Consider the following 25982-nt stretch of genomic DNA (forward strand, 5'->3'; position numbering starts at 1 on the left):
TGTAAATATAAGGTTTTCAAAAAAAAGAAATGTTAAAAACCTAATTATGTCAACTACCGCTATCATACTATTAATCCTTGCTTATTTTAGTGTGCTTATTTTAATATCCTATTTTACAGGGAAGGAAGATACCAATGAAGCTTTTTTTAAAGCCAACAAGTCTGCTCCATGGTATCTTGTTGCTTTCGGAATGATTGGTGCTTCACTATCTGGTGTAACATTTATTTCAGTTCCTGGAGCTGTTGAAGTCAAACAATTTGGTTATTTTCAAGTTGTACTAGGTTACTTTTTTGGATATCTAATTATAGCATATGTGTTATTACCACTATACTATAAGATGAATTTAACATCCATTTACACCTATCTCAAAGAGCGATTTGGTGTTACGAGTTACAAAACTGGATCTGTTGCTTTTTTAATATCAAGAACTGTTGGTGCTGCTTTTCGATTATTTTTAGTTGCTAAAGTGTTACAATTACTCATATTTGATAACATTTACATTTATGACGATTATACCATTCCATTCCCGGTTACGGTTATAATTACTATCGCACTAATTTGGTTGTATACGTTTCGAGGCGGAATTAAGACCATCATATTCACCGATACACTACAAACCTTATTCATGCTGGTTTCGGTAGTAGTCACTATTTCCTTTTTAGCGAGCGCATTAGATTTAAACAGTATTTTAGAAATCTATACGAATGTAGCAGAAAGTAAGCTCAGTAAAGTGTTCTTTTTTGAGGACGGAAACAATCCACAGTACTTTTTCAAGAGTTTCTTTGCTGGTGTTTTTATAACGATTACCATGACTGGCTTAGATCAAGATATGATGCAAAAAAACTTAACCTGCAGAAATTTAAAAGATGCACAAAAAAATATGATTAGTTTTAGTGTGATCCTGGTTTTTGTAAATCTACTTTTCTTAGCCTTAGGTTTATTACTAACTCAATATGCTCAACAGCATGGTATAACTGCAACAAAAGATGATTTATTTCCAACAATAGCGATGCTACCAGAAATTGGAGTTGTGACTTCAGCTTTCTTTTTATTAGGACTCATTGCTGCTGCTTACAGTAGTGCAGACAGTGCTCTTACTTCGTTAACCACCTCTTTTTGTATTGATATTATAGAACTCGAAAAGAAACCACAACAAGATCAAAAACGGGTTCGCAAACAAATTCACATCTTATTTAGTTTAATATTAGTTTTAGTTATCATTTTGTTTGACGTACTTTTTAAAGATGTTTCTGTAATTTGGGAGTTATTTAAAGCAGCAGGTTACACATACGGACCATTACTAGGCTTGTTTGCTTTTGGAATATTAACTAAAAAACATATTAAAGACAAATATGTATGGATCATAGCTATCGTAGCACCTTTATTATCTTACTTAATTAACATGTACTCCGCAGAATTACTCAATGGTTACAAAATAGGTTTTGAAATTTTAATAGTTAATGGCTTTTTAACTTTTGTAGGCTTGATGTTTATTACAAAAAAATCTAAACTTAGTATTGATTAGTCCCTAATAAAACTAAGGTACAAGACTCTTCGAAATTTATCTTATTTTGTTTTAGTATATTCTGAAACTCTTTGTTCTCAGTTCCTGGATTGAAAATAATCCGTTCTGGTTGTAATGATATAATATAGTCGTAAAACGCTTTTTGGCGTTCCGCATTTAAATATAAAGTTACGGTATGCACGTCTCTATAAGGCATTAGATTCGTATCTATATTCACGCCTGCAACTACACCTTCTTTTAGTCCGAAAGCAACTACCTCTTGATTATAATTAACCAATCTGTTAATAGCAATATTTGAGTATCGCTGTGGTTTTAAGGATGCTCCTATGACTAAAGTCTTTTTTTTCATAATACTGTATTTGTCGCAAATATTTCAATTAATAACTCCTACGTATAGCAGGCTTCTGTTAAAAAGGTGTTAAGTAATGTTAAAACCAGTAACACAACTCAAAAATAAACGTCTATGTGGTAACAACCTATTCTGAAAAGAATAATTTATAACTCAATCAATCAAAAAATGAAAAACATTACACTTTTGTGTATGCTATTCCTATCGGTATGTGCATACGCTAATCCAACCGAAAATGTTGCAGCAAGACATGGTACGATATCTGGTCGTGTTATTGATGCATCGCTCAATCAACCCTTACCTTACGTAAATGTAATTATTAAAGATTCTAACGATAAAACCATCACTGGTGGCATCACTCAAGATGACGGTACATTTCAAATAGAAAACATACCTGAAGGCGAAGTCACACTTAGCGTTCAATACATTGGTTTTAAAACACTTAAAAAGGTTTTAACTATTAGCAAGGATAATTATACAATTAATGTTGGTGACATTTATCTAGAAGAAGACATCGCTAGCTTAGATGAAGTGACAGTTGTTGCCGAAGTGACTACCATTCAACAAAAGGTAGATCGAAAAGTGATCACCATTGGTAAAGACCTCACAACTTCTGGTCCGACCGCTGGTGATATTATGAATAATCTGCCTTCAGTAAATGTAGATCAACAAACAGGAAATATTAGCTTGCGTGGTAACGAAAATGTACGAGTAATGGTGGATGGAAAACTATCAAATGTTCCTATTGCTCAGCTTTTAAAACAGATTCCTTCAACATCTATCAAGCAAATTGAACTCATTACAAATCCGTCAGCAAAGTATAATCCTGAAGGTATGAGTGGTATTATTAATATCATTCTTCATAAGAATACGACGATTGGTTTTAATGGAAACATTAATGTAGGATTAACGAAAGAAATATTCGCGAAGTTTAATAGTTCGATCGATATGAATTACAGAAACGGAAAATTTAATTTCTACGGAAACTATGGAAACAATATTGGCCAATATGCAAATTACGGTGAAATTGAACGTATAGATTCTGAAACAACCCAAGCATTTGATTTTGGTAATAAAAACAAATCTCATTTATATAAAGTGGGTGTCGATTTTTATATGAATGACAACAATACCGTTTCATTTTTCACCAATCAAAATTTGTTTAATGGCATTGGAGAAGGCACAACTGCTGTACAATTTCCAAATCAACCTTTGCAACTTCAAAACTTTAATAATGATACCGAAAATGTAGTTTCTCAATACAATGGTATTTACAACCATAAGTTTAATAAGGAAGGTGAAAAAATAGATTTAGAAGTTGACTACAGCGTCTTTGAACAAGATGAAGTTGCAAATTTCAAATTTACAAATATTCCGTTTCCTCCAAACTATGTGGATTTTGTAAATACAAACAGAGATCAAACGGTTGTTAATTTAGATTACACCAATCCCTTAGATGACAAAACTAAATTAGAGGTTGGTGCTGAAGCGCGTCTTTTTGAAACGAATATCGATTACAATTCTACTGGACTTTCGGTAAACCCAATACAAGATGCCATACCAAATAATGGTGATGAATTTATAGGAACACCCAGTACAGATTTTGTTTACAAAAGGGATATTTATTCTTTATACGCAACCTTTGGCAAAACTTTTGAAAAATGGAGTTATCAGGTTGGTGTAAGAGCAGAAACAGTTACCGAAGATGCTTCGGCCTTAAGTCAATCTGAAAACGGACTTGAAAACAACACGTTTGAAAATGATTACATTCAAGTCTATCCTTCAGCATTTGCAACCTATTCTCCAAGTGAAAAAAACACCTATCAAATGAGTGTGAGTCGTCGTGTAGACCGACCAGGTTTACAGCAAGTTAATCCTATTAGAGAATGGAGTACGCCTCTAGTGTCGTCCTTTGGAAACACAAATTTACAACCACAGTTTACCAATTCGGTCGAATTCAATTATACTAGAAATCTTGAAAATGGAAGTGTAACTGGTGGTGTGTTTTTCCGTCTGGTTGAAGATGAAATAAACAGAGCTGTTTTTATTGATCGATTAGACATCAACAAGAATATATTAACGTATGATAATTTTGAAAACACCACTGCTTTTGGTATCGAATTAAGCAGTAACTACAGACCAACAAAATGGTGGAGTTTAAATGCAAGTTTTGATTTATTTGCCAGAAAACAAAAAGGTATTGCCGAAACTTTAACTCAACCTTTAGATGTAGCCACAGCAAATGATATTGAACGATCTACTATTGAAGTTGACAATATCGTATATAACCTAAGATGGTTCAACAATTTTAAAGTTACTAAACAATTAAACCTTTCCATTTTTACAATGTATAGAGGTGAAGAAAAAGGATTACAGTTTACAAGAAAACCAATGTTTATGCTAAACACTGGATTACGCTATAGTTTCTTGGAAGATAACAGAGCAACGTTTAGCTTCAATTACAGTGATATTTTAAATACCATGAAATTTGAATTTGAAGGCGACAGACCATATCCTCAGGTTGGAGAATTTAATTGGGAAAGTAATACTTGGAACGTCGCGTTATCTTACAGATTTGGTGGTGGAAAGTACAGAGCCTTACAACGTAAAAACAGAGATGATAATGAAAAATCTGGAAGCGGAGGTTTTATGTAAATCATTAAAAATAAATCAAAGTACATTTAATAGCCTACATAATAGTTGATGGTTAGTGTTAAGTTTGGTTATTAAATGTTACAGCCCGAAGCCCACAAGCTTCGGGTTTTTTATAAAATTATGTTAAAAACTGATAATCAACGTAATGCAATAGCACTTCATACGACTAAGCATCTATAATAGTGATCTAATCTCTTAAGAATTAGCCCTATGTAATTACAAAGTTTTTAGATTGATTAATAGCAAATGGTCCGTAGATTTTATCTGCGGACTTTTTTTATGTTAATTAAAACGTTAAATATGAACTTTGATATAATAAAAGTAAAGTTTTAGCGTCTAAGTAAATGTGATAAGTTTTAAAGTTAATCAGTTTAACATATCACTTGTTTTATAGTTTTAGTGTTAGTGAGAATTGGTTAATAGCGAGGAAATCCGGAACTGAAAAGTTTCGGATTTTTTTTAGATTACATTCTCATTTAGTTGATTCCTGATTTCACAAAAATATCTTGTAAATCCTTTTCTATTGGATAAGATTTTAAAGGTGGAACATTAGCTCCACCAGGATTTCCAACAGGAATTTTACCAACAAAAGATTTAACTCCACCAAAAATAAGGCGTGGGATTTGTCCAATAATCTCGGTTCTATTTTTAATTAGAATTCCGAAATGTAACATCTTCCAATGAACTAATGTGTGTGCATAAGGATATTTTTGTCCGATAATATGTGCACGCTCTAAGTGATTCCAAGCCTTAATAAAATTTCCGCATGACAATTCGTTCTCATATATTTCTAATTCTGAGTTAAAATATGGTTTAAGTTCTTTCGGAATTGAAGTATAAAATTTCATGATTTTATTATTTAGATTCACAATGAATTACCATTTCATAATCACGCTTCCCCAAGTAAATCCGCTACCAAAAGCAGCCAACACCACTGTATCGCCTTCTTTTATTTTACCTTCTTCCCAGGCTTCAGTTAAAGCAATTGGAATGGAAGCAGCAGTTGTGTTTCCATATTTCTGAATATTATTAAACACCTGATGATCTTCTAATTTAAATTTACGCTGAATAAATTGTGCAATACGTAAATTCGCCTGATGCGGAATAAGCATATCAATATCATCTACTTGTAGCTTATTTTTCATTAAGCCTTCCATAATCACTTCACTAAAACGAACCACTGCATTTTTAAATACGAATTGTCCATTCATATATGGGAAATAACTTTCATCATTTGGATCGTTATCAGCAAGAATATCACTTACCCAACGTTTGCCCATACCTGGAGCAATTAGCACTAATTCTTCGGCATGTTCACCTTGAGAATGTAAATGTGTAGATAAAATCCCTTTAGAAGAATCTTCTTCTCTGGTTAATACCGCAGCTCCTGCGCCATCACCAAAAATCACGGTCACACCTCGTCCTCGTGTCGTTTTATCTAATCCGTGAGAATGCAACTCACTTCCGATAACCAAAATATTTCTATACATCCCTGTTTTGATAAAATTGTCAGCTACAGACAACGCATAGACAAAACCCGAACACTGATTACGAACATCTAAGGCACCAACCGTTTTTATATCTAAAGCATGCTGAACCTGAACACCAGGACCAGGAAAGTACATGTCTGGACTCAAGGTTGCAAAAATGATAAAATCGATATCATTTTTATCAATTCCAGAACGTTCAATAGCAATTTTAGCAGCTTTCACTCCCATTCCAGCTGTTGTATCTTCTGTACCTTTTACAGCCCAACGACGCTCTTTAATTCCGGTTCGTTCTTGAATCCATTCGTCATTTGTATCCATCATTTTGGATAAATCATCATTGGTAACTACATTGTCAGGAACATAATGTCCTAAACCTATTATCTTGGAATTGTACATAATATAATTTAGTATTAAATAAGTATTACAAATTTAACTATTTAAGTCCTATTCCAATCTGTATTCGTTATGCATGCATAACATCATAAAAATGTCAGTTTGTCACCTTATGCGTCTTGGTACTTTTTTTGACTAGTACATGTGAGTAAATTAAAATAATCATTAACAAGATTTCTGCCTTCGCAGGAATGACAAATAAATTATATCATGACAAAAGGAAACATTAATGTATCGGTAGAAAATATTTTTCCGCTCATTAAAAAATTCTTGTACAGCGATCACGAAATATTTTTACGTGAATTAATTAGTAACGCTACTGATGCCACGCTAAAACTTAAACATCTAGCTAGTATTGGCGAATCGAAGTCAGAATACGGAAGCCCAATAATTGAAGTTAAGATTGATAAAGAAGGTAAAAAACTTCACATCATTGATCAAGGTTTAGGGATGACCGCTGAAGAAGTTGAAAAATACATTAACCAGGTTGCATTTTCTGGTGCTGAAGAATTTTTAGATAAGTATAAAGATTCGGCTAAAGATTCTGGAATTATTGGTCATTTCGGATTGGGATTCTATTCTGCGTTTATGGTAGCTGAAAAAGTTGAGATCATTACAAAATCTCATACAGATGCTCCAGCTGCACATTGGACCTGTGATGGTTCACCAGAATTTACTTTAGAAGCTTCAGACAAATCAGAAAGAGGAACAGAAATTATTCTTCATATTGCCGAAGATTCAACAGAATTTTTAGAAGAAGCCAGAATTAGAGAATTACTTCTTAAGTATAACAAGTTTATGCCTGTTCCAATTAAATTTGGAACTAAAGACATTAACGATCCTGATTTCACGCCTAAAACAACAAAAGATAAAGACGGCAAGGAAACCACTGAGCCTCATAAACAAATTACAGTTGATAACATCATCAATAATCCTAATCCAGCATGGACGAAACAGCCAACGGAATTAGAAGATGAAGATTATAAAAATTTCTACAGAGAACTGTATCCAATGCAGTTTGAAGAGCCTTTGTTTCATATTCATTTAAATGTTGACTATCCGTTTAACTTAACAGGAATCTTGTATTTCCCTAAGATGACGAATGATTTGAATATTCAGAAGGACAAAATTCAGCTGTATCAAAATCAGGTGTTTGTAACCGATAATGTGGAAGGCATTGTTCCTGAATTTTTAACGATGTTAAGAGGTGTTATTGATTCTCCAGATATTCCTCTAAATGTTTCTCGTAGCTATTTGCAAGCTGATGGAGCAGTGAAGAAAATCTCATCTTACATTACTCGTAAAGTTGCAGATAAATTGAAATCCTTATTCAATTCTAATCGTGAAGATTTTGAAAAGAAATGGGATGACATCAAAATCGTTATCGAATACGGAATGCTTTCCGAAGAAAAATTCTTTGAAAAAGCAGATGCATTCGCTCTATATCCAACGGTTGATGGCACATTCTACACCTATGAAGAATTATTCAACAAAATTAAAGCGAAGCAAACAGATAAAGATGACAAACTAGTAATCTTGTATGCTTCTGACAAAGATGCACAACATTCATACATCGAGTCGGCTAAAGCCAAAGGTTATGAGGTTTTATTATTAGACTCACCAATTGTATCGCATTTAATTCAGAAGTTAGAGACTACGAAAGAAAATATTTCTTTTTCACGAGTTGATGGTGATCACATTGATAATTTAATTAAGAAAGATGAGACAGCAATTTCTAAATTATCTGAAGAAGAGAAGACTGCCTTAGATACCTTACTAAAGGAAACGATTTCTTCTGAAAAATTCATGGTGCAATTGGAAGCTATGGATAGTAACGCAAGTCCGTTTATCATTACCCAACCTGAATTTATGCGTCGTATGAAAGAGATGCAACAAACAGGTGGTGGCGGCGGAATGTTTGGAATGGGTAACATGCCAGAAATGTACAATCTTATCGTGAATACCAACTCTGAATTAGTTAGTGAAATTCTAAACACCAAAACCAAGAAAAAGCAAGAACGTTTAATAAATCAAAGTTTAGACCTAGCGCGCTTATCGCAAGGTTTGCTTAAAGGGGAAGAGTTAACTAATTTTATCAAGCGCAGTTATGACATGATAAAGTAGTTAAATTATCTAGAGATTAATATACATTTTAAATTTAAGCCGCCTTTAATCGAGGTGGCTTTTTTATTTAAAAAACTTTCTCATTGTTAATGAATACGTAACACTAGTTACATTCCAGCATGACATATATCATATTATTTTGAAAGAGGATTATTTACCTTTAAGTAGTTACTGAAGCTAAGAATCATAAAGTCACTAAAAGCTGTATGTCTCAATTGAATTCATTGGTAAACGCATACAGCTTATGACCTAAACCGATAAAAATAGATATAATGAAAGAGCTACTCATATTAGGCGCAGGCACATCAGGAACAATGATGGCAAATCATCTTAGAAAAACGCTTCCAAAAAAAGAATGGAATTTAACTATAGTCGATCAGGAAGAAACCCATTATTATCAACCTGGCTTTTTATTTCTGCCTTTCGATTTGTATAAGTCTAAAGATGTCAAAAAGAAAATAGATAAGTTCATTCCGAAAGGGGTTAATTTAATTAACGCAAAAATTGAACGTATAGATAAGGATAATGATATCGTATGGCTTAAAAATGATACATCTTTAAAATATGATATTTTAATTATTGCCACAGGCACTAATATCGCTCCTCAAGAAATTGAAGGCATGTTGGGCGATCATTGGTACCAAAGCGTATTTGATTTTTACACGTTTGAAGGCGCAAGAAACTTACGCAATAAATTAAGACAATGGGAAGGCGGGAAACTTGTGGTGCATATCTCTGAAATGCCTATTAAATGTCCAGTGGCACCTTTGGAATTCGCTTTTTTAGCAGACTCTTATTTTATTAATAAAGGCATGCGAGATAAAGTTGAAATTACTTATGTAACACCTATGTCTGGAGCATTTACAAAACCAAAAGCAACTGAAGCATTAGACTATTTGTTAAAACAAAAAAACATCAAAGTTGTTCCCGATTTTAATATAGAACGTGTCGATGCAGAGCATAAAAAAATCATAGATTACGGAGGTGAAGAAGTTTCTTATGATCTCCTGGTAACTGTTCCAACAAATATGGGTGACGCAATGATTGAGCGCTCAGGATTTGGTGATGAATTAAATTTTGTACCAACCGACAAAGCAACGCTTCAATCCAAAGTAAAAAACAATATTTTTGCTATTGGCGATGCTACAAATATTCCTGCATCTAAAGCAGGTTCTGTCGCACATTTTGAGGCTGAAATCCTAACCGATAATATTATGAGATATATAGCAGGAAAAGCCCTTAAAAAAGAATATGATGGTCATGCCAATTGCTTCATAGAGACAGGTCATGGAAAAGCTTTATTAATAGACTTTAATTACAATCAAGAACCAGTAAAAGGCACATTTCCATTTCCAGGTATTGGTCCATTAAGTTTATTAAAGGAAACGCATATGAATCATATGGGAAAATTGGCTTTCCGATGGATTTATTGGAACATGCTAATCAAAGGTAAACACATTCCGTTTGTATCTGCAAAAATGGATACAGCAGGAAAGGAATTAGAAGAATCAAATTAATCATAACTTAAATTTTAAAACAATGGTAGTAGAAAAAATATATGGCGAAGTTTGTGTTACTTGTAATGAACAAGGATATTTAACCGATTTAAATCAATGGACTAAAGACATCGGATTAGAAATCGCTAAAGAAGAAGGCATTGAAATGACTGATAAGCATTGGGAAGTCATTGATTACCTAAGAGATCAATGTAAAAAACAAGTGCCTCTGAGTATTCGAAAAATAGGAAAAAGTGGCGTGGTGAGTATTAAAGAATTCTATCAATTATTTCCAAAAGGCCCTTTAAAAATATCAAGCAGAATAGCAGGAATCCCAAAACCTGTAAGCTGTATCTAACGCATTAAAATATTAATCATGGAAAATACGATAACAAACCCAACGGCTGAAAAAACAGAAGATAAAAAACCCATCAAAAAAATGATGCTGATTCTTTCTAAAGCAACAATAGATAATGTATACGCATGTTTTATTCTTGCTAATGGCGCCAGAATGGAAGGCATAGAATCTGAAATTTTCTTTACGTTCTTTGGCTTAGAAGCCATTCAAAAAAAGAAATTAGAACATTTACATGTTGCTACAGTTGGCAATCCAGGCATGCACATTCCTACTCTTCTTGGTGGTTTACCAGGTATGGAAGCGTTAGCAACAAAAATGATGAAATCAGAAATGGAAAAGCTTGATATTCCACCAGTTGGGGAGTTTTTAGAAATTCTTGCTGCCTCTGGAACAAAACTTTGGGCTTGTAAACTAGCTATGGATATGTTCCATATTGAAAAGGAACATTTAATTGATGATCTTGATGGTGTTTTAACTGTTGGTGATTTTTATACTCGTGCACAAGGAGACAATACGCAACTCATGTTTATATAATATCTTCTAGATTACATAATAAACCACTTTGTTCCTTCAAGGTGGTTTTTATGGTTCTAGTTATTAATAAAAAACTTAACTTGTTTCCATCAATCAAATTCCAAATAATTGCTCATGAACAAGTTCGTTATTACATTCGTTATTCTAAACATGATCACCTTGTGTTTAGTCGCTCAATCAAGAACTGAAATATCAAACAGCTTATTTAAAAGCTTAAGCAATGATGGCCATGTAGTTGGGGCATCAGCTGGATATTGGGTTAACGGACAAACATTATGGGAATCGTCCATTGGATATGCCAACCAAAAGGACAAAAAAGGTTTCAATGTAGACACCAAAGTTCGTATTGCATCTATCGCTAAATCAATGACAGCGGTTGCTGTTATGCAATTAGTAGAACAAGGACAAATAGATCTTGATCTTCCAATTGACACCTACATTTCTGATTTTATTCAAAAAGGAAAAACCAAAATCACAACAAAACATATTTTATCTCATACGTCTGGAATAAATGCATATAAGAACAAAAAAGAAGCTGAAAACACAATCAATTATGAAACTCTGAAGGATGCTTATGACGTTTTTAAAGACCGAAAATTGCGCTTTGAACCAGGAACAGAATACTTTTATACCAGTTATGGCTATGTGGTACTCGGAATGTTAATTGAGAATGTTTCAGGCCTATCTTATGAATCATACATGAAAACTTATATTTGGGATAAGGCTGGAATGACACATACAGGCGTTGAAAAGTTTAATGAAAAACCAGAGCATTCTTCTGAACTATATCATAAACAAAAACAATTTAAACTAATAGAAGCCATCCCTAACAACCTAAGTAATCGCGTTCCTGGAGGTGGATTGTACAGTACTGCATCAGATATATTACGTTTTGGAAATGCTTTACTCAATTATGATTTAATTCGTGAAGACACACTAGCGTTGATGCTGCAACATCATAGTTTAGAAAAAGTAAACAATGGTTATGGTCTTGGTTTTTACCTTTATGGAAAACAACCTAATGAAAGCACTATTTATGGTCATGGTGGTGCACAAACTGGTTCCTCAACACAACTGTTTGTAATACCCAGTCTAAAAACTGTAGTTGTTGTGTTATCAAATACATCTGGAGCTGGAGAACATGTTTCTGCTGTTGCCGGAAAATTAATTGACATTTCGCAAGAGCAAGACTAAACAGCTTCACTTTGTCATAAAAACGTCAGATAACCTAATTTATCATTAGAATATCGTTGCTTATACACATATTTGAAAGCTTTTACGTATTTTATAGTAAGAATTAAGTTTTTTTCAAAAATGCGATCTGATAACACGGTCATATATAAGGTTTTCAAAGATCTCAATTTCTCTCAAGCAGAAATAAAGATCATAGAAGCTGCAATGGAGAAGATTGTTTTAAAAAAGGGAGTTATACTTATTCAAGCAGGTGACAATGTAGATGCCATGTATTTCATATTAGATGGCTGCCTAAGAACTTTCTACATTGATAGTCAAGGAAAAGAACACACTATCCAATTTGGAATAAATGATTGGTGGATTACCGATTTTACGGCATTTTTCACAGAATCTAAGGCCATAATGAATTTAGAAGTATTACGTGATGCCATAATTTATAAAATTTCAAGAGATGCCCGAGAGTATATGTTTGCGCAGATTCCTAAAACGGAAACCTTTATCAGAAAAAAATTGGAAAACGCTTATGCCGCTTTCCAAAAACGCATACTTTCAAATTTGTCACAAACAGCAACAGAGCGTTATTTGAACTTTATTTCAACATATCCTAATATAGAAAAATCGATTAAAAATTACCACATTGCCTCTTATTTAGGAATAACAACAGAAAGCCTAAGTAGAATTCGAAAAGAGTTAGCAAAACAGTAAATTTCTTATCATACATCAATTTTTTTATTCCTAGATTCATATATCTTTGTCGCATAATTGGAAATAAATATCCCCTTTATAAATCCCTAATGATTAATAGCTAAAAAAGCGCAAGTAGAAATACCTGCGCTTTTTTTATGACTTAAAATTATACTGTTAAAATAATTAAATCAAAATACTGTAACCTAATATCATTTTAATCGTCCTATATAAAATCGTAAATTTCAGCAATCAATTCTACAATCATTATGACAATCAATTCTCTATCATTAAAACTAAGCTTCATCTGTGCATTTTTATTTGTTTCTGTAGCTGCTGTATCTCAAAATCTTGACGAGCAACTTAACACTTATCTTGACGAACAAGGCTTTACAACCGAATCGCCAGGATTATCACTTCTAGTTGCCAAAGATGGTAAAACCATTTACAAAACTGGTTTAGGAATGGCTGATTTAGAGAACGATGTCAAAGCAAATACAAATCATGTCTTTGAAATTGGTTCAATTACAAAACAATTTACGGCTGTAAGTATCTTAATACTTGAGGAACAAGGTAAGTTGAGTGTCGATGACGACATCACAACATACATCAAAGATTATCCTACTCAAGGCAAAACCATTACAATTCACCATTTATTAAATCACACTTCTGGTATAAAAAGTTACACAAACATGCCGAGTTTTATTCAACATGCCAGAACAGATATGACTCCTACTGAACTCATTGACGTGTTTAAAAATGAACCAATGGAATTCGATCCTGGAACCCAATATAATTACAACAATTCAGGTTATGTTATTTTAGGTCATATCATTGAAATCGTTTCCGGACAAAGTTATGCCGATTTCTTAAAAGCCAATATTTTTGACAAGCTAGGCATGTCTAATTCGTTTTATGGCAGTATGACTCAAATCATTCCAAATCGTGCTCGAGGTTATTCTGAAACGGAATCAGGTTTTAGAAATGCCGATTATTTAAGCTTAACCTTACCTTATGCTGCAGGCTCTATCATGTCAACTACCGAAGATTTGCTGAAATGGCAAAATGCTATTAGTGCGAACACCTTAATTTCTAATAACACATTAAACAGAGCTATTAATGGTTCTAAATTAGATAATGGCGATGACATTCCTTATGGTTATGGCTGGATAAAAGGAAACATTAGAGGCTCAAGAACCTATGAGCATTCTGGTGGAATTTTTGGATACTCTTCAAACGGTATTTTCCTTCCGGAAGAAAACATGTACATTATAGGTTTGACAAATTGCGACTGCGGAAATGTTGGAGCAATAACTACAAACGTAGCTGCCATAGCTTTAGGTAAACCATTTCCGAAGAAAGAAGATGCTATTGCTTTAGGTAAAGAGCAAATGGCCAAATGGGTTGGCGCTTATGAGTTTGATGGTGGTGTGATTAGACATATTACAATTAAGGACAATCAATTATTTAGTCAACGAGAAGGCAGCATAAATCTTCAAATTTATCCAATGACTGAAACTAACTTTATTTTTGATGGTGGTGATGTGTCTTATGATTTTTATATGGAAAACGGAAAACGTATGACAAAATTCACAGCCAGTGGAAATACACTTATTGGCCATGGAATTGACAAAGCGCCTCCTGCTGAAAAGTCAGAAATGAGCTTACCTGTAGACGTCTTATCACAATATGAAGGAAAATACGAATTACAACCAACATTCATTATTTCAATTGTAGTTAGAGAAAATCGATTGTTTGCTCAAGCCACAGGTCAACCTGAGTTTGAAATCTTTGCTACCGAAAAAGACGAATTCTTTTTAAAAGCAGTTGCTGCTGAAGTTTCATTTAACAGAAACTCCAATGATGTCGTTGAAAGTTTAACATTAAAACAAGGCGGACAAGTAATGCCTGCAAAGAAGATTGAATAACTTCTAGTATATTTGTCTTATGGAATCTTCTAAGCAATTAGCACAACGTTTTAGGGAACTATTTCTAAATGGAACATGGATTGCTAACACCAATTATCAAAAACTTCTCACTGATGTAAATTGGCTACAAGCGACTCAAAAAATAGGTACGATTAATACCATTGCTGTTCTAACTTTTCATATCAATTATTATGTGGAAGGTGTTTTACAAGTAATTGAAGGAGGTTCTTTGGATATTAGAGATAAGTATAGTTTTGATGCGCCTAGAATTACTTCTGAAGGCGACTGGAAGTCTTTAAGAAACCTTTTTTTCAAAAACACTGAAGTCTTTGCAAAGCACATTGAATCCATGACTGAAGACCAATTAGAATCAGTCTTTGTAGATGAAAAATACGGTTCCTACCGAAGAAATATTGAGGGCTTAATTGAACATAGCTACTACCATTTGGGTCAATTGTCTCTCATTAAAAAAATGATATATGAAAAAAGATAACAGATCTACGATTGGAATTGTGTTAGGTGTTGCCATTGGTACAGCTATAGGTGTTGCCACAGGAAAATTAGCGTTATGGTTAAGCATAGGGGTTGCACTTGGTGTAGCCTATTCCGCTAAAGTTAAAAAGGAACAGAAAAAAGATCATTAGTTGCAAAAACCTATTTCACGGCTAAGAAAAAAACTCGCGATACTGCATCACGCGAAAATCGAAAGTATTGAATTCTGGGTTTTTAGATTTTAATTTTTTGTACAACGGCAATCGACTTATTGAAATATTTGCTGCTCCTGAACCTGAAGTTAATGAAACCGTTTTAATCATTCGCTGATCATCTAAAACAAACTTATGAATTCTAGGAACTTCATTGGATACAACTTCTAACTTCAGATGAAACGCTTTCATATGTTTTCTGAAAAAATATTCTGGACCATTTTTACTATTTCCGCCTGTAAATAATAAGGTATCAATATTTGGATACACTTTTAAATACTGAATTATATTTCTAAGCTTAATGTTTTTCATTCCTAAATCTGAAGCATCAATTTTATCGCGTTCAGCACTTTGTACTATGTCGCAAACGCCAATGTTATGTTTGATGAGAAAATTTTTTCGTTCATCAACAGCGGCTTTCGAATTATCATATCTTAAATTAAGATTATGGATTTTATCAATAAATAACCAAAGTGAGTTGTAATGGCTTCCGTAGCAAAAATCAACATCTTGTTCTAAAAGATCTCCTGTCGAAAAACGTGGAGGAGGCAAGGTACCAACAATTAATTTCGTTGTATCTTCTTGAATAAAGGGCTGGTATGGATGTATATGATTGAACATGATGGATTCCTGACTTCGCAGAAATGACAGTTGGACTTTTAATTAAATTTCGTTATCTTATAAAGATTGTAAAACACAGAGCAATGGGAAAAGGTGATAAAAAATCAAAACGAGGAAAAATTCACAAAGGAACCTTTGGCACTCGACGACCTAGAATAAAAAAACGACCAAGAACCGAAGATAAAATCAATCCAAATAAACGCAAGTAATTATCTGGTAAAGACTAATTCTTTGTCTGAAGACAAACTTTCAGTAAATCTGTAATTATCATAGTTAAACCCTTTGATATCTTCCAAGGTTTTTGCATCCGTATCAATGATGTAGCGTGCCATTAAACCTCTTGCCAATTTTGAAAAAATACCAATGGTTTTATATGTACCGTTTTTCAATTCCTGAAATTTGATATCAATCACTGGTACTTTTAACACCTTAGTGTCTATGGCTTTAAAATATTCATTACTCGCCAGATTTAAAAAAAGCTCACCATCTTTCAATTCTTTATTTAAGGCTTCAGTCACTTGTTTTCTCCAATACTCATATAAATTTTTGCTTTTACCTACTGGAAATTTTGTTCCCATTTCCAAACGGTAAGGCTGAATTAAATCCAGAGGTTTTAAAACACCATACAATCCTGATAATATACGAACTGTGTCTTGAAGTTGATTTAATTTTTTAGTATCGATGGTATAAGCATCTAAGCCTCTGTACACATCACCATTGAATGCATAAATGGCTTGCCTCGCATTATCCTTAGTAAAAGGCAAACTCCACTCCTGATTACGCTCGTAGTTTAATTGTCCGAGATTATCAGAAATATGCATCAGCTTAGATAAGCTTTTAGCCGATTTCTTTTTCAATAATTTATTCAAACGTTCAGCTTCATTTAAAAAACAAGCTTCCGTTGTTTTGGTTGTTGGCAGTTTACTATCGTAGTCTAATGATTTTGCAGGAGACAATACTAATTTCATACTTTGTGATTTTCTATTTTCAAAGTTACGATTACAGAAACTAAAATTCAACATAAGAATTTTTTAATTTCAATAGTATAATAAGTAGAATTTATCCTAAAAGCAACTAATCCATTGTACCTTCCTGAAGCACTTGCCAAGTAAAGTTCAAATACAAATCACTTCTAGCCTCCATAGGATCTCTATCATCAGATCGAACAATTTTCATCTTCTTATCTAAAATTTCAAGATTTCGACTGGTATCTCTTATCAGTTTATTGTGTTGTGTATGTTCAAAATACTTATGTTCTTTATGCACAATATTTGAATAACTATACATATAAAATTTTGTGCCAATTGCTTTTTGAAGAAAATAGAAAAACACATCATCCTGACCATAAGCTCCAGAAAATTCTTCATCAACACCTTTTGTTCTTAGAAAAACCTCTTTGTTCATAAAAAACACATTAAAATGAGGATCAACTCGTTTCATTCCTGCATAGGTTATAAATTTAAATATGGAATTTCTTGGTGGATGAAAATAGATTAAACTCTCAAATAAATTTTCTGGGAAAAAGATATCTAAATCAGTAACTACAATATTTTCAGACTTAGCAAACTGAACACCCAAATTTCTTGCTCCTGGTTGATTCCATTTAATATTTTCATTAATTCGAACTAAGGTATAATTCAGTTTAACATCATCGGCAATCGTAATCGGAGTTTTTGAACCATCATCAACAAATACAAAATGAATTTGTTTCAAAATATCTTCTTTGTATGTGCTGTAAATTTCAATTAGCTCTTTTATGGGATCGTAGGTGTTATCTTCTAAGTAATATTGAACAATATAAGTTAGTCTAATATTAGATTGCACAAAATGTTCTTTAAAGTAAGAAATGTATTTTTTGTGTTTTATGGGATTTGTATAGGCATCAATATCCCAAGAAGAAATATCTGCATTGTGATACCCAAACTGTTGATTCCAAATTCCATTCTCTACCGCAAATTCATGAGCAATTTCCAACGAAGCAAATTCTATACCTTTATGTTCCAAATAGGTTTTATAGGTTTTACAAATACTATAATCTTCTGGGTGAACAATTTCAATTTGTGGGTCTTTAGCTAAAATTTCAAGAAGTTTTTTTGAGCGAAGACTAAAGCCTCCATTACCCATTCCCCATTTTGCTGGAGCACCTATATAATCATAATTTAAAAACTTCGGATTCCATTGTTTTGGATTTAAAACAAAACCATCATACTGAATGATAAGAACAAAATCAGTATCAACATAATTATGGAGTCGCTTGATCATAAACTCACTATAAGCTTCAATCGTATTGATTTTTGGAATGTTCACAATTCGATTATCATCAGATTCAAAATGTGTTAACAGTTTAACTTCTTTAAACTTAATTTCTTTCTGAGAGACATCTGCAGCATAAATCAATCGTTCTATGTCAATACAATCAATACCTAAAAGGGTTACATTATCTAGATTAATCATACTAATACTGGTGTTTTACAGAAGTCAAGTCAGGAATAGCCACAAACAGCTCAAGTTCAATTAGAGCTTGAAAAATATCTCTAAACTGATATGGAATAGTATCAATATTGATATGTGTTTCACCTAAATTATGTTTCATAAACGCAAAGCTTTCTGAATCTTTTATATCAATTAGATACTCATTATCCTTACTTTGAAAAATGATACTATCGTCTTCAAATATAAAGCTGAAGTCTGGGTTTAATTTATAAATTAAGGTTTGCTTAATATTCATTTTTTTGAACAAACGATATAACAAAAACATCATTTTTTCCGGTGAGACGTTATTTAAACAAACTCGATTTTCACAAGCTAAAATCACATGATAATTACACCTTAAACCACAATTTCCTCGTTTTCCCCATATAAGCTCAACCTGTTCAGAAAATGCTCCCCAAGAACCTGGTCCGGTTGGTCCGTAAATAGTTAATATAGGAATATTAAAAGCACCAGCTAAATGTGTGATTCCTGCATCATTTCCAATATGAAAAAATGCTCCAGAGACTTCTTCTGCAACAACATCGATGTCACCTGTAATGAGTTCATATTTCAAATTCGGAATAGTAAAATAAGGCTCAGGGTTCGGATCGTTCGGACCAATTATAATTTTTGCTTTTAACTCAGGAAAATCCTCATGAATATGCTCAATGAGTTTCGCATAATAATCAATTGGCCAAGCTTTTAATAAAAATCCTGCTCCTGGATGAACTGTGTAATACAATTCTTCAGAATTGGTTTTTTCAAAATATGGATACTGATTTTTAGATTTTTTAATATCTGGAAACAGCGCAACAATACCATCTTTGTAATGCTCAATAGAATGTTGCTTCACTTTCTTATGTGTATGATAGGTAATTTGAGGCCGCTTTTCTAAATCGTTTTGAAATTTCGGATAGTTACCTAGTTCAATGACCTCATCAAAATCGTCTTCATTAACCTCATTTTCATCAATTACAGAGATTCCTTTGAGATGTTTTCTGAATAAATTAACTAATCTTGGTTGCGTGGCATAAGTCACAACATTGAACTTCTGCTTCAGCATATAAAGCGAAGGCATTGTAAAAAAAATATCTCCTATGCCTCCATAACTTTTGTAAACCAGAATTGATGTGTTTTTTATTGAATTAGCTTCAGACATAGATTGCTTAAATATAAAAACTTCCTTCTTGCATCATTATGCTTAAAGGAAGTTTACTAAAATTTTAAAGTTTTGAACTATTTAAAAAGGACAGGTTTTAATAACCTCCATCGTAGTAACCATTATCATAGTATCCATCATCAAAATACTGGTCATTGTAATAACCATCATCAAACATTCCGTTATCGTCATCATCTGATGAACATGAAACACCTACAATACTTGCTACAGATGTAATTAATAATGTTTGTCCAGTCTTCTTTATAAAATCTCTTCTTTTCATGTGTATGTGGTAATATCCTTAAACAAAAATAACAATTTATTTTAATTTGTGTGTATTATTTATTCCTCTGTATGCTTAGCGTACTGACGCCATTTTTCGATACATAGCTGCATATCTTCGGGAATGGGCGAGTCAAATCGCATCTGCTCTCCAGTAGTTGGATGCATAAATCCTAAGGTTTTCGCATGTAAAGCCTGTCTTGGCAATAGTTTAAAACAGTTATCTACAAACTGTTTATATTTTGAAAACGTAGTGCCTTTTAATATGCGTTCTCCTCCATAACGTTCGTCATTAAATAACGTGTGACCAATATGTTTCATGTGTACTCGAATCTGGTGTGTACGACCAGTTTCTAGTTTACAAGACACTAATGTTACATAGCCCAAACGTTCAATAACTTTATAATGTGTTACAGCTGGTTTGCCTTTATCTTCATCATCACCTTCAAAAACAGTGTTCTGTAAACGGTTTTTAGGATGACGACCGATATGACCTTCAATCGTTCCTTCATCGTCTTCAATATTTCCCCAAACTATAGCGACATATTCACGCTCACTAGTTTTATTGAAAAACTGTTTCGATAAATGTGTCATTGCTTTTTCCGTCTTAGCAATCACTAATAATCCACTGGTATCTTTATCAATTCTGTGTACTAATCCAGGACGTTCGCTACTGTTATTTGGTAAGTTTTCAAAATGAAACACCAAAGCATTAATCAGTGTTCCCGAATAATTCCCATGACCTGGATGCACAACCATTCCGGCAGGTTTATTTACCACTAGTAATTGGTCATCTTCATAAACTATATCTAATGCAATATCTTCGGGAGTCAGCAAATATTCGTAAGGTGGATGTTCTAAAAGAACCCGAATCTTATCTAAAGGTTTTACCTTATAATTAGATTTTACAGGAGTTCCATTAACATAAATACTGCCATCTTTTGCTGCTGCCTGAATTTTATTACGAGTGGCATTTTCAATACGATTCATTAAATATTTATCGATACGAAGAGGTGCCTGACCTTTATCGGCAACAAAAGAATGATGTTCGAATAACTCGTCATCATTCGCATCTGTTGGTTGTGTTGTAGTTGTCATGTTAGTTTGATGAACGATTTCCATTACCTAATACAACATCTATTTTAGACGTTAAAGGCAACATGTCACCAGCTTTTATGGTTTCGCCATTATGTTTAATTGCAAGCACTTCGTCTTTACCAATATCATCAGCATAAGTGATTTTACCAACTTCAAAACCAAGGGCTTCTAAGGTTGGTTTGGCTTGACGAAATGTACGACGTACAATATTAGGTACTGCTACTTTTCGGTAGCCTGACGGATTTAAAATTAAATAAATCTTTCTGTTTTCTTTTACCTGACTACCAGCTTCAGGATATTGTTCTATAACCGAATACTTAGGGTATTTAGGATTGAAATTGGCTGAGTCTTGAATTTCCATTGCCAGATCTTTATCGCTTAATTCAATCTTTACGGTTTCAATTGTTTTTCCTTTTAAATCTGGAACCTGAATAAACTCACCATGATTGGTCGTACTTCTCAACCACCACATCATTAAAAAAACAAGAACAATGATGGCCACAATTGCTAGTGCTAATTGTTTAAAAAATGTTTTGCTGGTTATAAATTTGATAAAACTCATGTCATAATTTAACTGTTGACAAATATATAAAAACGAAAGCGTTTACTTATGTGTTTATTTGGTATTTTAGCTTAACTGATAATTCTTTAGTTTTATTGTTTGTAAAACAAATTAGGCATAATGAAAAAAAATATAGCCATCATCATGGGAGGTTATTCAAGTGAATATGAAATCTCCCTTAAAAGTGGACAAGTCGTTTACAAATCTCTTGATAAAAATAAATACAATGCATATCGCATTCATATTTTTAAAAACAAATGGGTTTTTGTGAATGATTTTAACGAGGAATTTGAAATTGATAAAAATGATTTTTCTGTTCGTGTCAATGAAACTAAAATCAATTTCGATTGTGTGTTTAATGCCATACATGGTTCTCCTGGCGAAGATGGTTTTATGCAAGGCTATTTTAAACTATTGAATATGCCTCACACTAGTTGTGGTATGTATCAGGCTGCTTTAACGTTTAATAAACGCGATTGCTTAAGCACTTTAAAACCTTATGGCATCAAAACAGCTGAATCTTATTTTGTCAATTTAGGAGATCATATAGACGAAGAAGCCATCGTTAACAAAGTAGGATTACCTTGTTTTGTTAAAGCCAATCGTGCTGGAAGTAGCTTCGGAATTACAAAGGTTTATAGAAAAGAAGAACTTCTCAACGCTTTAGATGTTGCCTTTAAAGAAGATGATGAAGTGATTATAGAATCTTATTTAGATGGTGTTGAAGTTTCTGTTGGTGTGATTACTTATAAAGGAAAAGTTACTGTGTTACCTATAACTGAAATCGTTTCAGACAATGATTTCTTCGATTATAAAGCTAAATACTTAGGAGAATCTCAAGAAATTACTCCCGCTCGTATTGATGATGACCTTGCTGAAAAGGTAAGAAACACGGCAAAAAAAGTATATGACGTTCTAAAATTAAAAGGGTTTAGCAGAAGTGAATACATTTTTAAAAATGGAGAACCTCACCTTCTGGAAGTCAATACCGTTCCAGGTTTAACTGAAGCAAGCATCTTACCACAGCAAGCAGCAAAATCAGGTATAAGTCTAAGTGATTTATTTGAAAATGCTATTGAAGAAGCACTCAAATAATTAATATTTATATTTGTAATACAAACCTTAAATGATATTTCTGCTTTAGCAGAAGGTACAAATGAAACGAGCATTATTTCCTGGATCTTTTGATCCCATAACTTTAGGTCACTATGACATCATTAAACGAGGCATCAAGCTTTTTGATGAAGTTATTGTTGCTATTGGTAAAAACGCCGACAAAAATTACATGTTCTCACTTGAGCAACGAAAATTGTTTATCGAGAATGCCTTTAAAAATGAGCCAAAAGTTAAAGTGGTTACCTATGAAGGTTTAACTATCGATTTTTGTAAAGAAATTGACGCCCAATTTATATTAAGAGGTTTAAGAAATCCTGCCGATTTTGAATTTGAGAAAGCAATCGCACATACCAATCGAAAACTCTCTAAAATTGAAACTGTGTTTTTATTAACTGCTGCGCAAACCTCTTATATTTCGTCTTCAATAGTGAGAGATGTCATCAGAAATAATGGCGATTATACAGTTTTAGTTCCTGAAAGTGTAACGCTTAAATAAGGTTTCACACATGAGATTTCTCGTCACGTGTTCCTCGTTCTGTCGAAATGACAAATTTTTATTTCTTCCATTGAACTCAAAAAAATATTAATCTGATATTAAATAAGATTATTTTTCTTCGCTTTTTGAACCGCTTCCAATTTGTTGTGAACTTGAAGTTTACGGTATATATTTTCAATATGTTTTCTTACTGTACCTGTGGACAATATCAGATTTTCAGAAATCTGAATATAATTTAGACCTTTACTTAAATGCTCCAATACTTCAGTTTCTCTATTGGTTAATTTGATATCTTCCTTGTCCTTTTCATTTTCAATACTCATTGGGTTTCTGAGTAATTTCAACGTTTTTAAAGCAATAGAAGGATTCATTGCAGCGCCTCCATTTAGTGTATCAATGATGCCATCATGAAGATCTTTTGCATTGATTTCTTTTAGTAAATAACCATCTGCTCCAGCTTTTATAGCATTAAAGATATTTTCATCATTATCAAAAACGGTAAGCATGATAATTTTGATGTGAGGATACTTTTGCTTGATAATTTCTGTCGTTTCAATACCATTGAGCACAGGCATTTCAATATCCATTAAAATCAAATCAATATTGTGATTGTCTTCAATTTGAGCCAGAAGATCAGAACCATTCATTGCTGTACATTTGATATTGAATGTATCAAAAAAAGAAAGTTTTTCTTTTACCGCTTTTATTAAAAAGGTGTTATCGTCAACTATGGCAATCTTAATAGACATACAATTGGTTTTAAAAAATGAAAAGTTACGAAAATCTAAAAGTATTTCTATACGTCATTTGTCGTATATTTCTTTAAGTCATTTATTTGCAACTGAATATGAGTTCCTTGGTTTTTGTTAGAAATCACACTAATTTCTCCGTTAATTTCAAGCGCTCGCTTTTTCATATTATGAATACCGTTTCCTAACTGCTCATTTTCAATATCAAACCCTTTTCCATCATCAATTACATCAACTTTAAGTTGGTCTTCAGTGTAATTAAATTCTACTGAAATTGTATTCGCGTCAGCATATTTTAATGCATTATTAATAGCTTCCTGAATGATGCGATACACATTCATTCCTTGAACAGATGACAGTTTAATATGTTCATTTTCTGAAGTATTCGTAATAAAATTAAAGGTAACAGTATTTGAAGTAAGGTTAGCTTTATCGATAAAATTAGAAATTCTTGATTGTAAATCTTCCAAGCTAATTTCATTTTTATTCATTGCCCAAATGGTATCGCGTAATTCGTAAATGGTTGTGGTTGTAAATTCACTTATCGTCTTTAGCTTATCTGAAAGTTTCTCAGGAAGTTTAAATCCGTATTTAAGATTATCCAACGACGAAATAATAAAGGTCAATTGTGCACCAATATTATCGTGTAAATCTCTTGAGATTCGCAATCGTTGTTCCTGAAGTCTGTTTTGTGTTTCAATTTTTAACAAGGCATCTTTAAGTTCATTTTCCTTTTTTAATTGTCTGTTTTTTAGTCGTTGCTGACTGTAAAACAAATAACCTAACAAACTCAAAATAACAGCCAGAACAGCTAATCCTAAAAGCTGCGTATTCTTTTCATTTAATTCTAATTCTTGTTCAGCTAAATCAGCTCGCTGTGATAATATTTCTTTCTCTTTTTTTTCAGTTTGATATTCAATTTCTAACTCTGTAATCTTTTCATTGGTTTTAATATTAAGTAAACTATCTCTATATACAACCAGCTCTTTAAAATAACTTAGAGCTGTTTTGGTGTCATTTTTAGCTTCATAATATTTTGAATAATTATCTAGAGCAGACTCAATATCGACAGCTATTTTAGACTTTTGAGCAAAATGCATTGCACTATCGATATAGGCTTTAGTACCATTTAATCTTTCAGTTTCAATTAAGACATTCGCCAGATTATTATAGCTTGCGGAAATACCAGCCATATCTCCAATTGATTTTTCGATGGCTAAGGACTTTCGAAAATATACCAATGCGGAATCAATTTCATTTAAATAATAATATACTGCTCCAACATTATTGACCGATTCTGCCATTCCTTTTTTATCATCGAGTGCCTCTTCAATTTCTAAGGAATATTTGAAATAATCGAGCGCTTTTTCCAATGCACCATCATTTGCGTAAATAATAGCGATGTTATTATATACCTCAGATATGCCTTTTTTGTTATCCAGACTTTCAAAAATATCTTTCGCTTTCAGATGATACTCAATTGCTTTTTCATTAATTCCATTATAACTATACACCAAACCAATACTATTGTAAGTCGTGGCTATCTCACTTTTCATGTTTTTTGCCTGATAGATATCTAAAGCACTTAAGTAGTTTTTCAAAGCCTCATCATATTTCGCAAGGTTTCTATTCACGACTCCAATATTATTATAAGCCGAAGCTTTTAGTAGTGAATCATTAGTGCTTAATGCTTCTGAAGACAATTGCTTTGCTTTCTCAAAATTGCCTAAATCTCTGTTGACAATTCCCAAATTATTTTTAGACTTCGAAATCTGAAACTGGTCGTTATTTTCTTTAGAAATTCGGAGTGCTTCCTCTAAAATAGTTAATGCCTTTTGAGGATCATTTTTATATAATGCCATTGCAGAATCGTTAAGCATTGCAGCGTTTTGTTGTGCACAAATAAAAGATAGTGGTAAAACCATCAATAGCACGAATAAGAAGTATTTCATGGCTTAGTTAATTAATAGCGAGAAAAAGATACAAATTTCCA

26 protein-coding genes are annotated in these 25982 nt (G+C 32.9%); 14 read left to right on the forward strand and 12 right to left on the reverse strand.

Going from position 1 to position 25982, the window contains the following annotated elements; all coding sequences use genetic code 11:
* Nucleotides 1-46 precede the first annotated feature (46 nt).
* A complete protein-coding gene (locus TD18_RS09540; RefSeq protein WP_040251702.1) occupies nucleotides 47-1525 on the forward strand; it encodes a sodium:solute symporter in 1479 nt (492 codons plus the stop codon).
* Here TD18_RS09540 and TD18_RS09545 read toward each other — a convergent pair.
* Entirely contained in the window at nucleotides 1512-1874 is a 363-nt protein-coding gene (locus tag TD18_RS09545) for a CoA-binding protein (RefSeq protein ID WP_040251704.1), read from the reverse strand. The genes TD18_RS09540 and TD18_RS09545 overlap by 14 nt on opposite strands.
* A gap of 168 nt (nucleotides 1875-2042) precedes the next feature.
* Between TD18_RS09545 and TD18_RS09550 the strand changes: the two genes are divergently transcribed.
* Nucleotides 2043-4529, forward strand: coding sequence for an outer membrane beta-barrel protein (locus tag TD18_RS09550; RefSeq protein WP_040251705.1), 2487 nt, complete (start codon nucleotides 2043-2045; stop codon nucleotides 4527-4529).
* A gap of 476 nt (nucleotides 4530-5005) precedes the next feature.
* Here TD18_RS09550 and TD18_RS09555 read toward each other — a convergent pair whose 3' ends face one another.
* Nucleotides 5006-5377 carry a DUF3703 domain-containing protein gene (locus TD18_RS09555; RefSeq protein WP_040251708.1) on the reverse strand — a complete coding sequence of 124 codons (372 nt, stop codon included), beginning with the start codon at nucleotides 5375-5377 and terminating at the stop codon, nucleotides 5006-5008.
* 27 nt (nucleotides 5378-5404) lie between these two features.
* Nucleotides 5405-6415 carry a 3-oxoacyl-ACP synthase III family protein gene (locus TD18_RS09560; RefSeq protein ID WP_040251711.1) on the reverse strand — a complete coding sequence of 337 codons (1011 nt, stop codon included), beginning with the start codon at nucleotides 6413-6415 and terminating at the stop codon, nucleotides 5405-5407.
* A 207-nt stretch (nucleotides 6416-6622) separates the two neighbouring features.
* Between TD18_RS09560 and htpG the strand changes: the two genes are divergently transcribed.
* From htpG to TD18_RS17385, 9 genes are all read left to right on the forward strand, one after another.
* On the forward strand, nucleotides 6623-8536 hold the full coding sequence (htpG, locus tag TD18_RS09565) for a molecular chaperone HtpG (protein WP_040251714.1): 1914 nt from the start codon (nucleotides 6623-6625) through the stop codon (nucleotides 8534-8536).
* Nucleotides 8537-8808: 272 nt separating this feature from the next.
* Nucleotides 8809-10053: a type III sulfide quinone reductase, selenoprotein subtype gene (gene sqr / locus TD18_RS09570; RefSeq protein ID WP_040251717.1), complete on the forward strand. Its 1245-nt coding sequence runs from the start codon at nucleotides 8809-8811 to the stop codon at nucleotides 10051-10053.
* A 22-nt stretch (nucleotides 10054-10075) separates the two neighbouring features.
* Nucleotides 10076-10390 (forward strand): TusE/DsrC/DsvC family sulfur relay protein, encoded by a 315-nt coding sequence (locus tag TD18_RS09575; RefSeq protein WP_052461113.1) that lies wholly within the window; start codon nucleotides 10076-10078, stop codon nucleotides 10388-10390.
* Nucleotides 10391-10408: 18 nt separating this feature from the next.
* Nucleotides 10409-10924 carry a DsrE/DsrF/DrsH-like family protein gene (locus TD18_RS09580; protein WP_052461114.1) on the forward strand — a complete coding sequence of 172 codons (516 nt, stop codon included), beginning with the start codon at nucleotides 10409-10411 and terminating at the stop codon, nucleotides 10922-10924.
* A gap of 114 nt (nucleotides 10925-11038) precedes the next feature.
* A complete protein-coding gene (locus TD18_RS09585) occupies nucleotides 11039-12118 on the forward strand; it encodes a serine hydrolase domain-containing protein (protein ID WP_084205893.1) in 1080 nt (359 codons plus the stop codon).
* A 120-nt stretch (nucleotides 12119-12238) separates the two neighbouring features.
* Nucleotides 12239-12823, forward strand: coding sequence for a Crp/Fnr family transcriptional regulator (locus tag TD18_RS09590; protein WP_040251725.1), 585 nt, complete (start codon nucleotides 12239-12241; stop codon nucleotides 12821-12823).
* A 248-nt stretch (nucleotides 12824-13071) separates the two neighbouring features.
* Entirely contained in the window at nucleotides 13072-14730 is a 1659-nt protein-coding gene (locus TD18_RS09595; protein ID WP_040251728.1) for a serine hydrolase, read from the forward strand.
* Between the two features lie 19 nt (nucleotides 14731-14749).
* Nucleotides 14750-15223 carry a DinB family protein gene (locus TD18_RS09600; RefSeq protein WP_040251730.1) on the forward strand — a complete coding sequence of 158 codons (474 nt, stop codon included), beginning with the start codon at nucleotides 14750-14752 and terminating at the stop codon, nucleotides 15221-15223.
* Complete coding sequence (locus TD18_RS17385) at nucleotides 15210-15374, forward strand: hypothetical protein (protein ID WP_162835792.1); 165 nt, start codon at nucleotides 15210-15212, stop codon at nucleotides 15372-15374. The genes TD18_RS09600 and TD18_RS17385 overlap by 14 nt, the downstream gene beginning before the upstream one ends.
* A gap of 21 nt (nucleotides 15375-15395) precedes the next feature.
* Here TD18_RS17385 and TD18_RS09605 read toward each other — a convergent pair whose 3' ends face one another.
* A complete protein-coding gene (locus tag TD18_RS09605; RefSeq protein ID WP_040251731.1) occupies nucleotides 15396-16055 on the reverse strand; it encodes a uracil-DNA glycosylase family protein in 660 nt (219 codons plus the stop codon).
* 83 nt (nucleotides 16056-16138) lie between these two features.
* Between TD18_RS09605 and TD18_RS09610 the strand changes: the two genes are divergently transcribed.
* Nucleotides 16139-16264 carry a 30S ribosomal protein THX gene (locus TD18_RS09610; RefSeq protein ID WP_084205900.1) on the forward strand — a complete coding sequence of 42 codons (126 nt, stop codon included), beginning with the start codon at nucleotides 16139-16141 and terminating at the stop codon, nucleotides 16262-16264.
* Here the strand turns inward: TD18_RS09610 and yaaA are convergent, their stop codons facing one another.
* The 6 genes from yaaA to TD18_RS09640 form a co-directional block, all read right to left on the reverse strand.
* Complete coding sequence (yaaA, locus tag TD18_RS09615) at nucleotides 16265-17023, reverse strand: peroxide stress protein YaaA (RefSeq protein ID WP_040251736.1); 759 nt, start codon at nucleotides 17021-17023, stop codon at nucleotides 16265-16267.
* A 106-nt stretch (nucleotides 17024-17129) separates the two neighbouring features.
* Nucleotides 17130-18509: a DUF5672 family protein gene (locus TD18_RS16695; protein WP_052461115.1), complete on the reverse strand. Its 1380-nt coding sequence runs from the start codon at nucleotides 18507-18509 to the stop codon at nucleotides 17130-17132.
* A 1-nt stretch (nucleotide 18510) separates the two neighbouring features.
* The gene (locus tag TD18_RS09625) at nucleotides 18511-19686 is read right to left on the reverse strand and encodes a glycosyltransferase family 9 protein (RefSeq protein WP_040251739.1); all 1176 of its coding nucleotides are present in this window, start codon (nucleotides 19684-19686) and stop codon (nucleotides 18511-18513) included.
* A 97-nt stretch (nucleotides 19687-19783) separates the two neighbouring features.
* Nucleotides 19784-19969, reverse strand: a complete 186-nt coding sequence (locus TD18_RS09630; RefSeq protein WP_040251741.1) for a hypothetical protein — start codon at nucleotides 19967-19969, stop codon at nucleotides 19784-19786.
* Between the two features lie 59 nt (nucleotides 19970-20028).
* A complete protein-coding gene (locus TD18_RS09635) occupies nucleotides 20029-21066 on the reverse strand; it encodes an RluA family pseudouridine synthase (RefSeq protein ID WP_040252016.1) in 1038 nt (345 codons plus the stop codon).
* 1 nt (nucleotide 21067) lies between these two features.
* On the reverse strand, nucleotides 21068-21628 hold the full coding sequence (locus TD18_RS09640; protein ID WP_040251743.1) for a PASTA domain-containing protein: 561 nt from the start codon (nucleotides 21626-21628) through the stop codon (nucleotides 21068-21070).
* 120 nt (nucleotides 21629-21748) lie between these two features.
* Here TD18_RS09640 and TD18_RS09645 point away from each other — a divergent pair, with 120 nt between their 5' ends.
* Entirely contained in the window at nucleotides 21749-22723 is a 975-nt protein-coding gene (locus TD18_RS09645; protein ID WP_040251745.1) for a D-alanine--D-alanine ligase, read from the forward strand.
* A 61-nt stretch (nucleotides 22724-22784) separates the two neighbouring features.
* Nucleotides 22785-23240 carry a pantetheine-phosphate adenylyltransferase gene (coaD, locus tag TD18_RS09650; protein WP_040251748.1) on the forward strand — a complete coding sequence of 152 codons (456 nt, stop codon included), beginning with the start codon at nucleotides 22785-22787 and terminating at the stop codon, nucleotides 23238-23240.
* A gap of 98 nt (nucleotides 23241-23338) precedes the next feature.
* Here the strand turns inward: coaD and TD18_RS09655 are convergent, their stop codons facing one another.
* Nucleotides 23339-23989: a response regulator gene (locus tag TD18_RS09655; RefSeq protein ID WP_040251751.1), complete on the reverse strand. Its 651-nt coding sequence runs from the start codon at nucleotides 23987-23989 to the stop codon at nucleotides 23339-23341.
* Nucleotides 23990-24036: 47 nt separating this feature from the next.
* A complete protein-coding gene (locus TD18_RS09660; protein ID WP_052461116.1) occupies nucleotides 24037-25941 on the reverse strand; it encodes a tetratricopeptide repeat-containing sensor histidine kinase in 1905 nt (634 codons plus the stop codon).
* Between the last annotated feature and the right edge of the window lie 41 nt (nucleotides 25942-25982).

The sequence above is a fragment of the Psychroserpens mesophilus genome (assembly GCF_000826645.1).
Taxonomy (GTDB): Bacteria; Bacteroidota; Bacteroidia; order Flavobacteriales; family Flavobacteriaceae; genus Psychroserpens; species Psychroserpens mesophilus.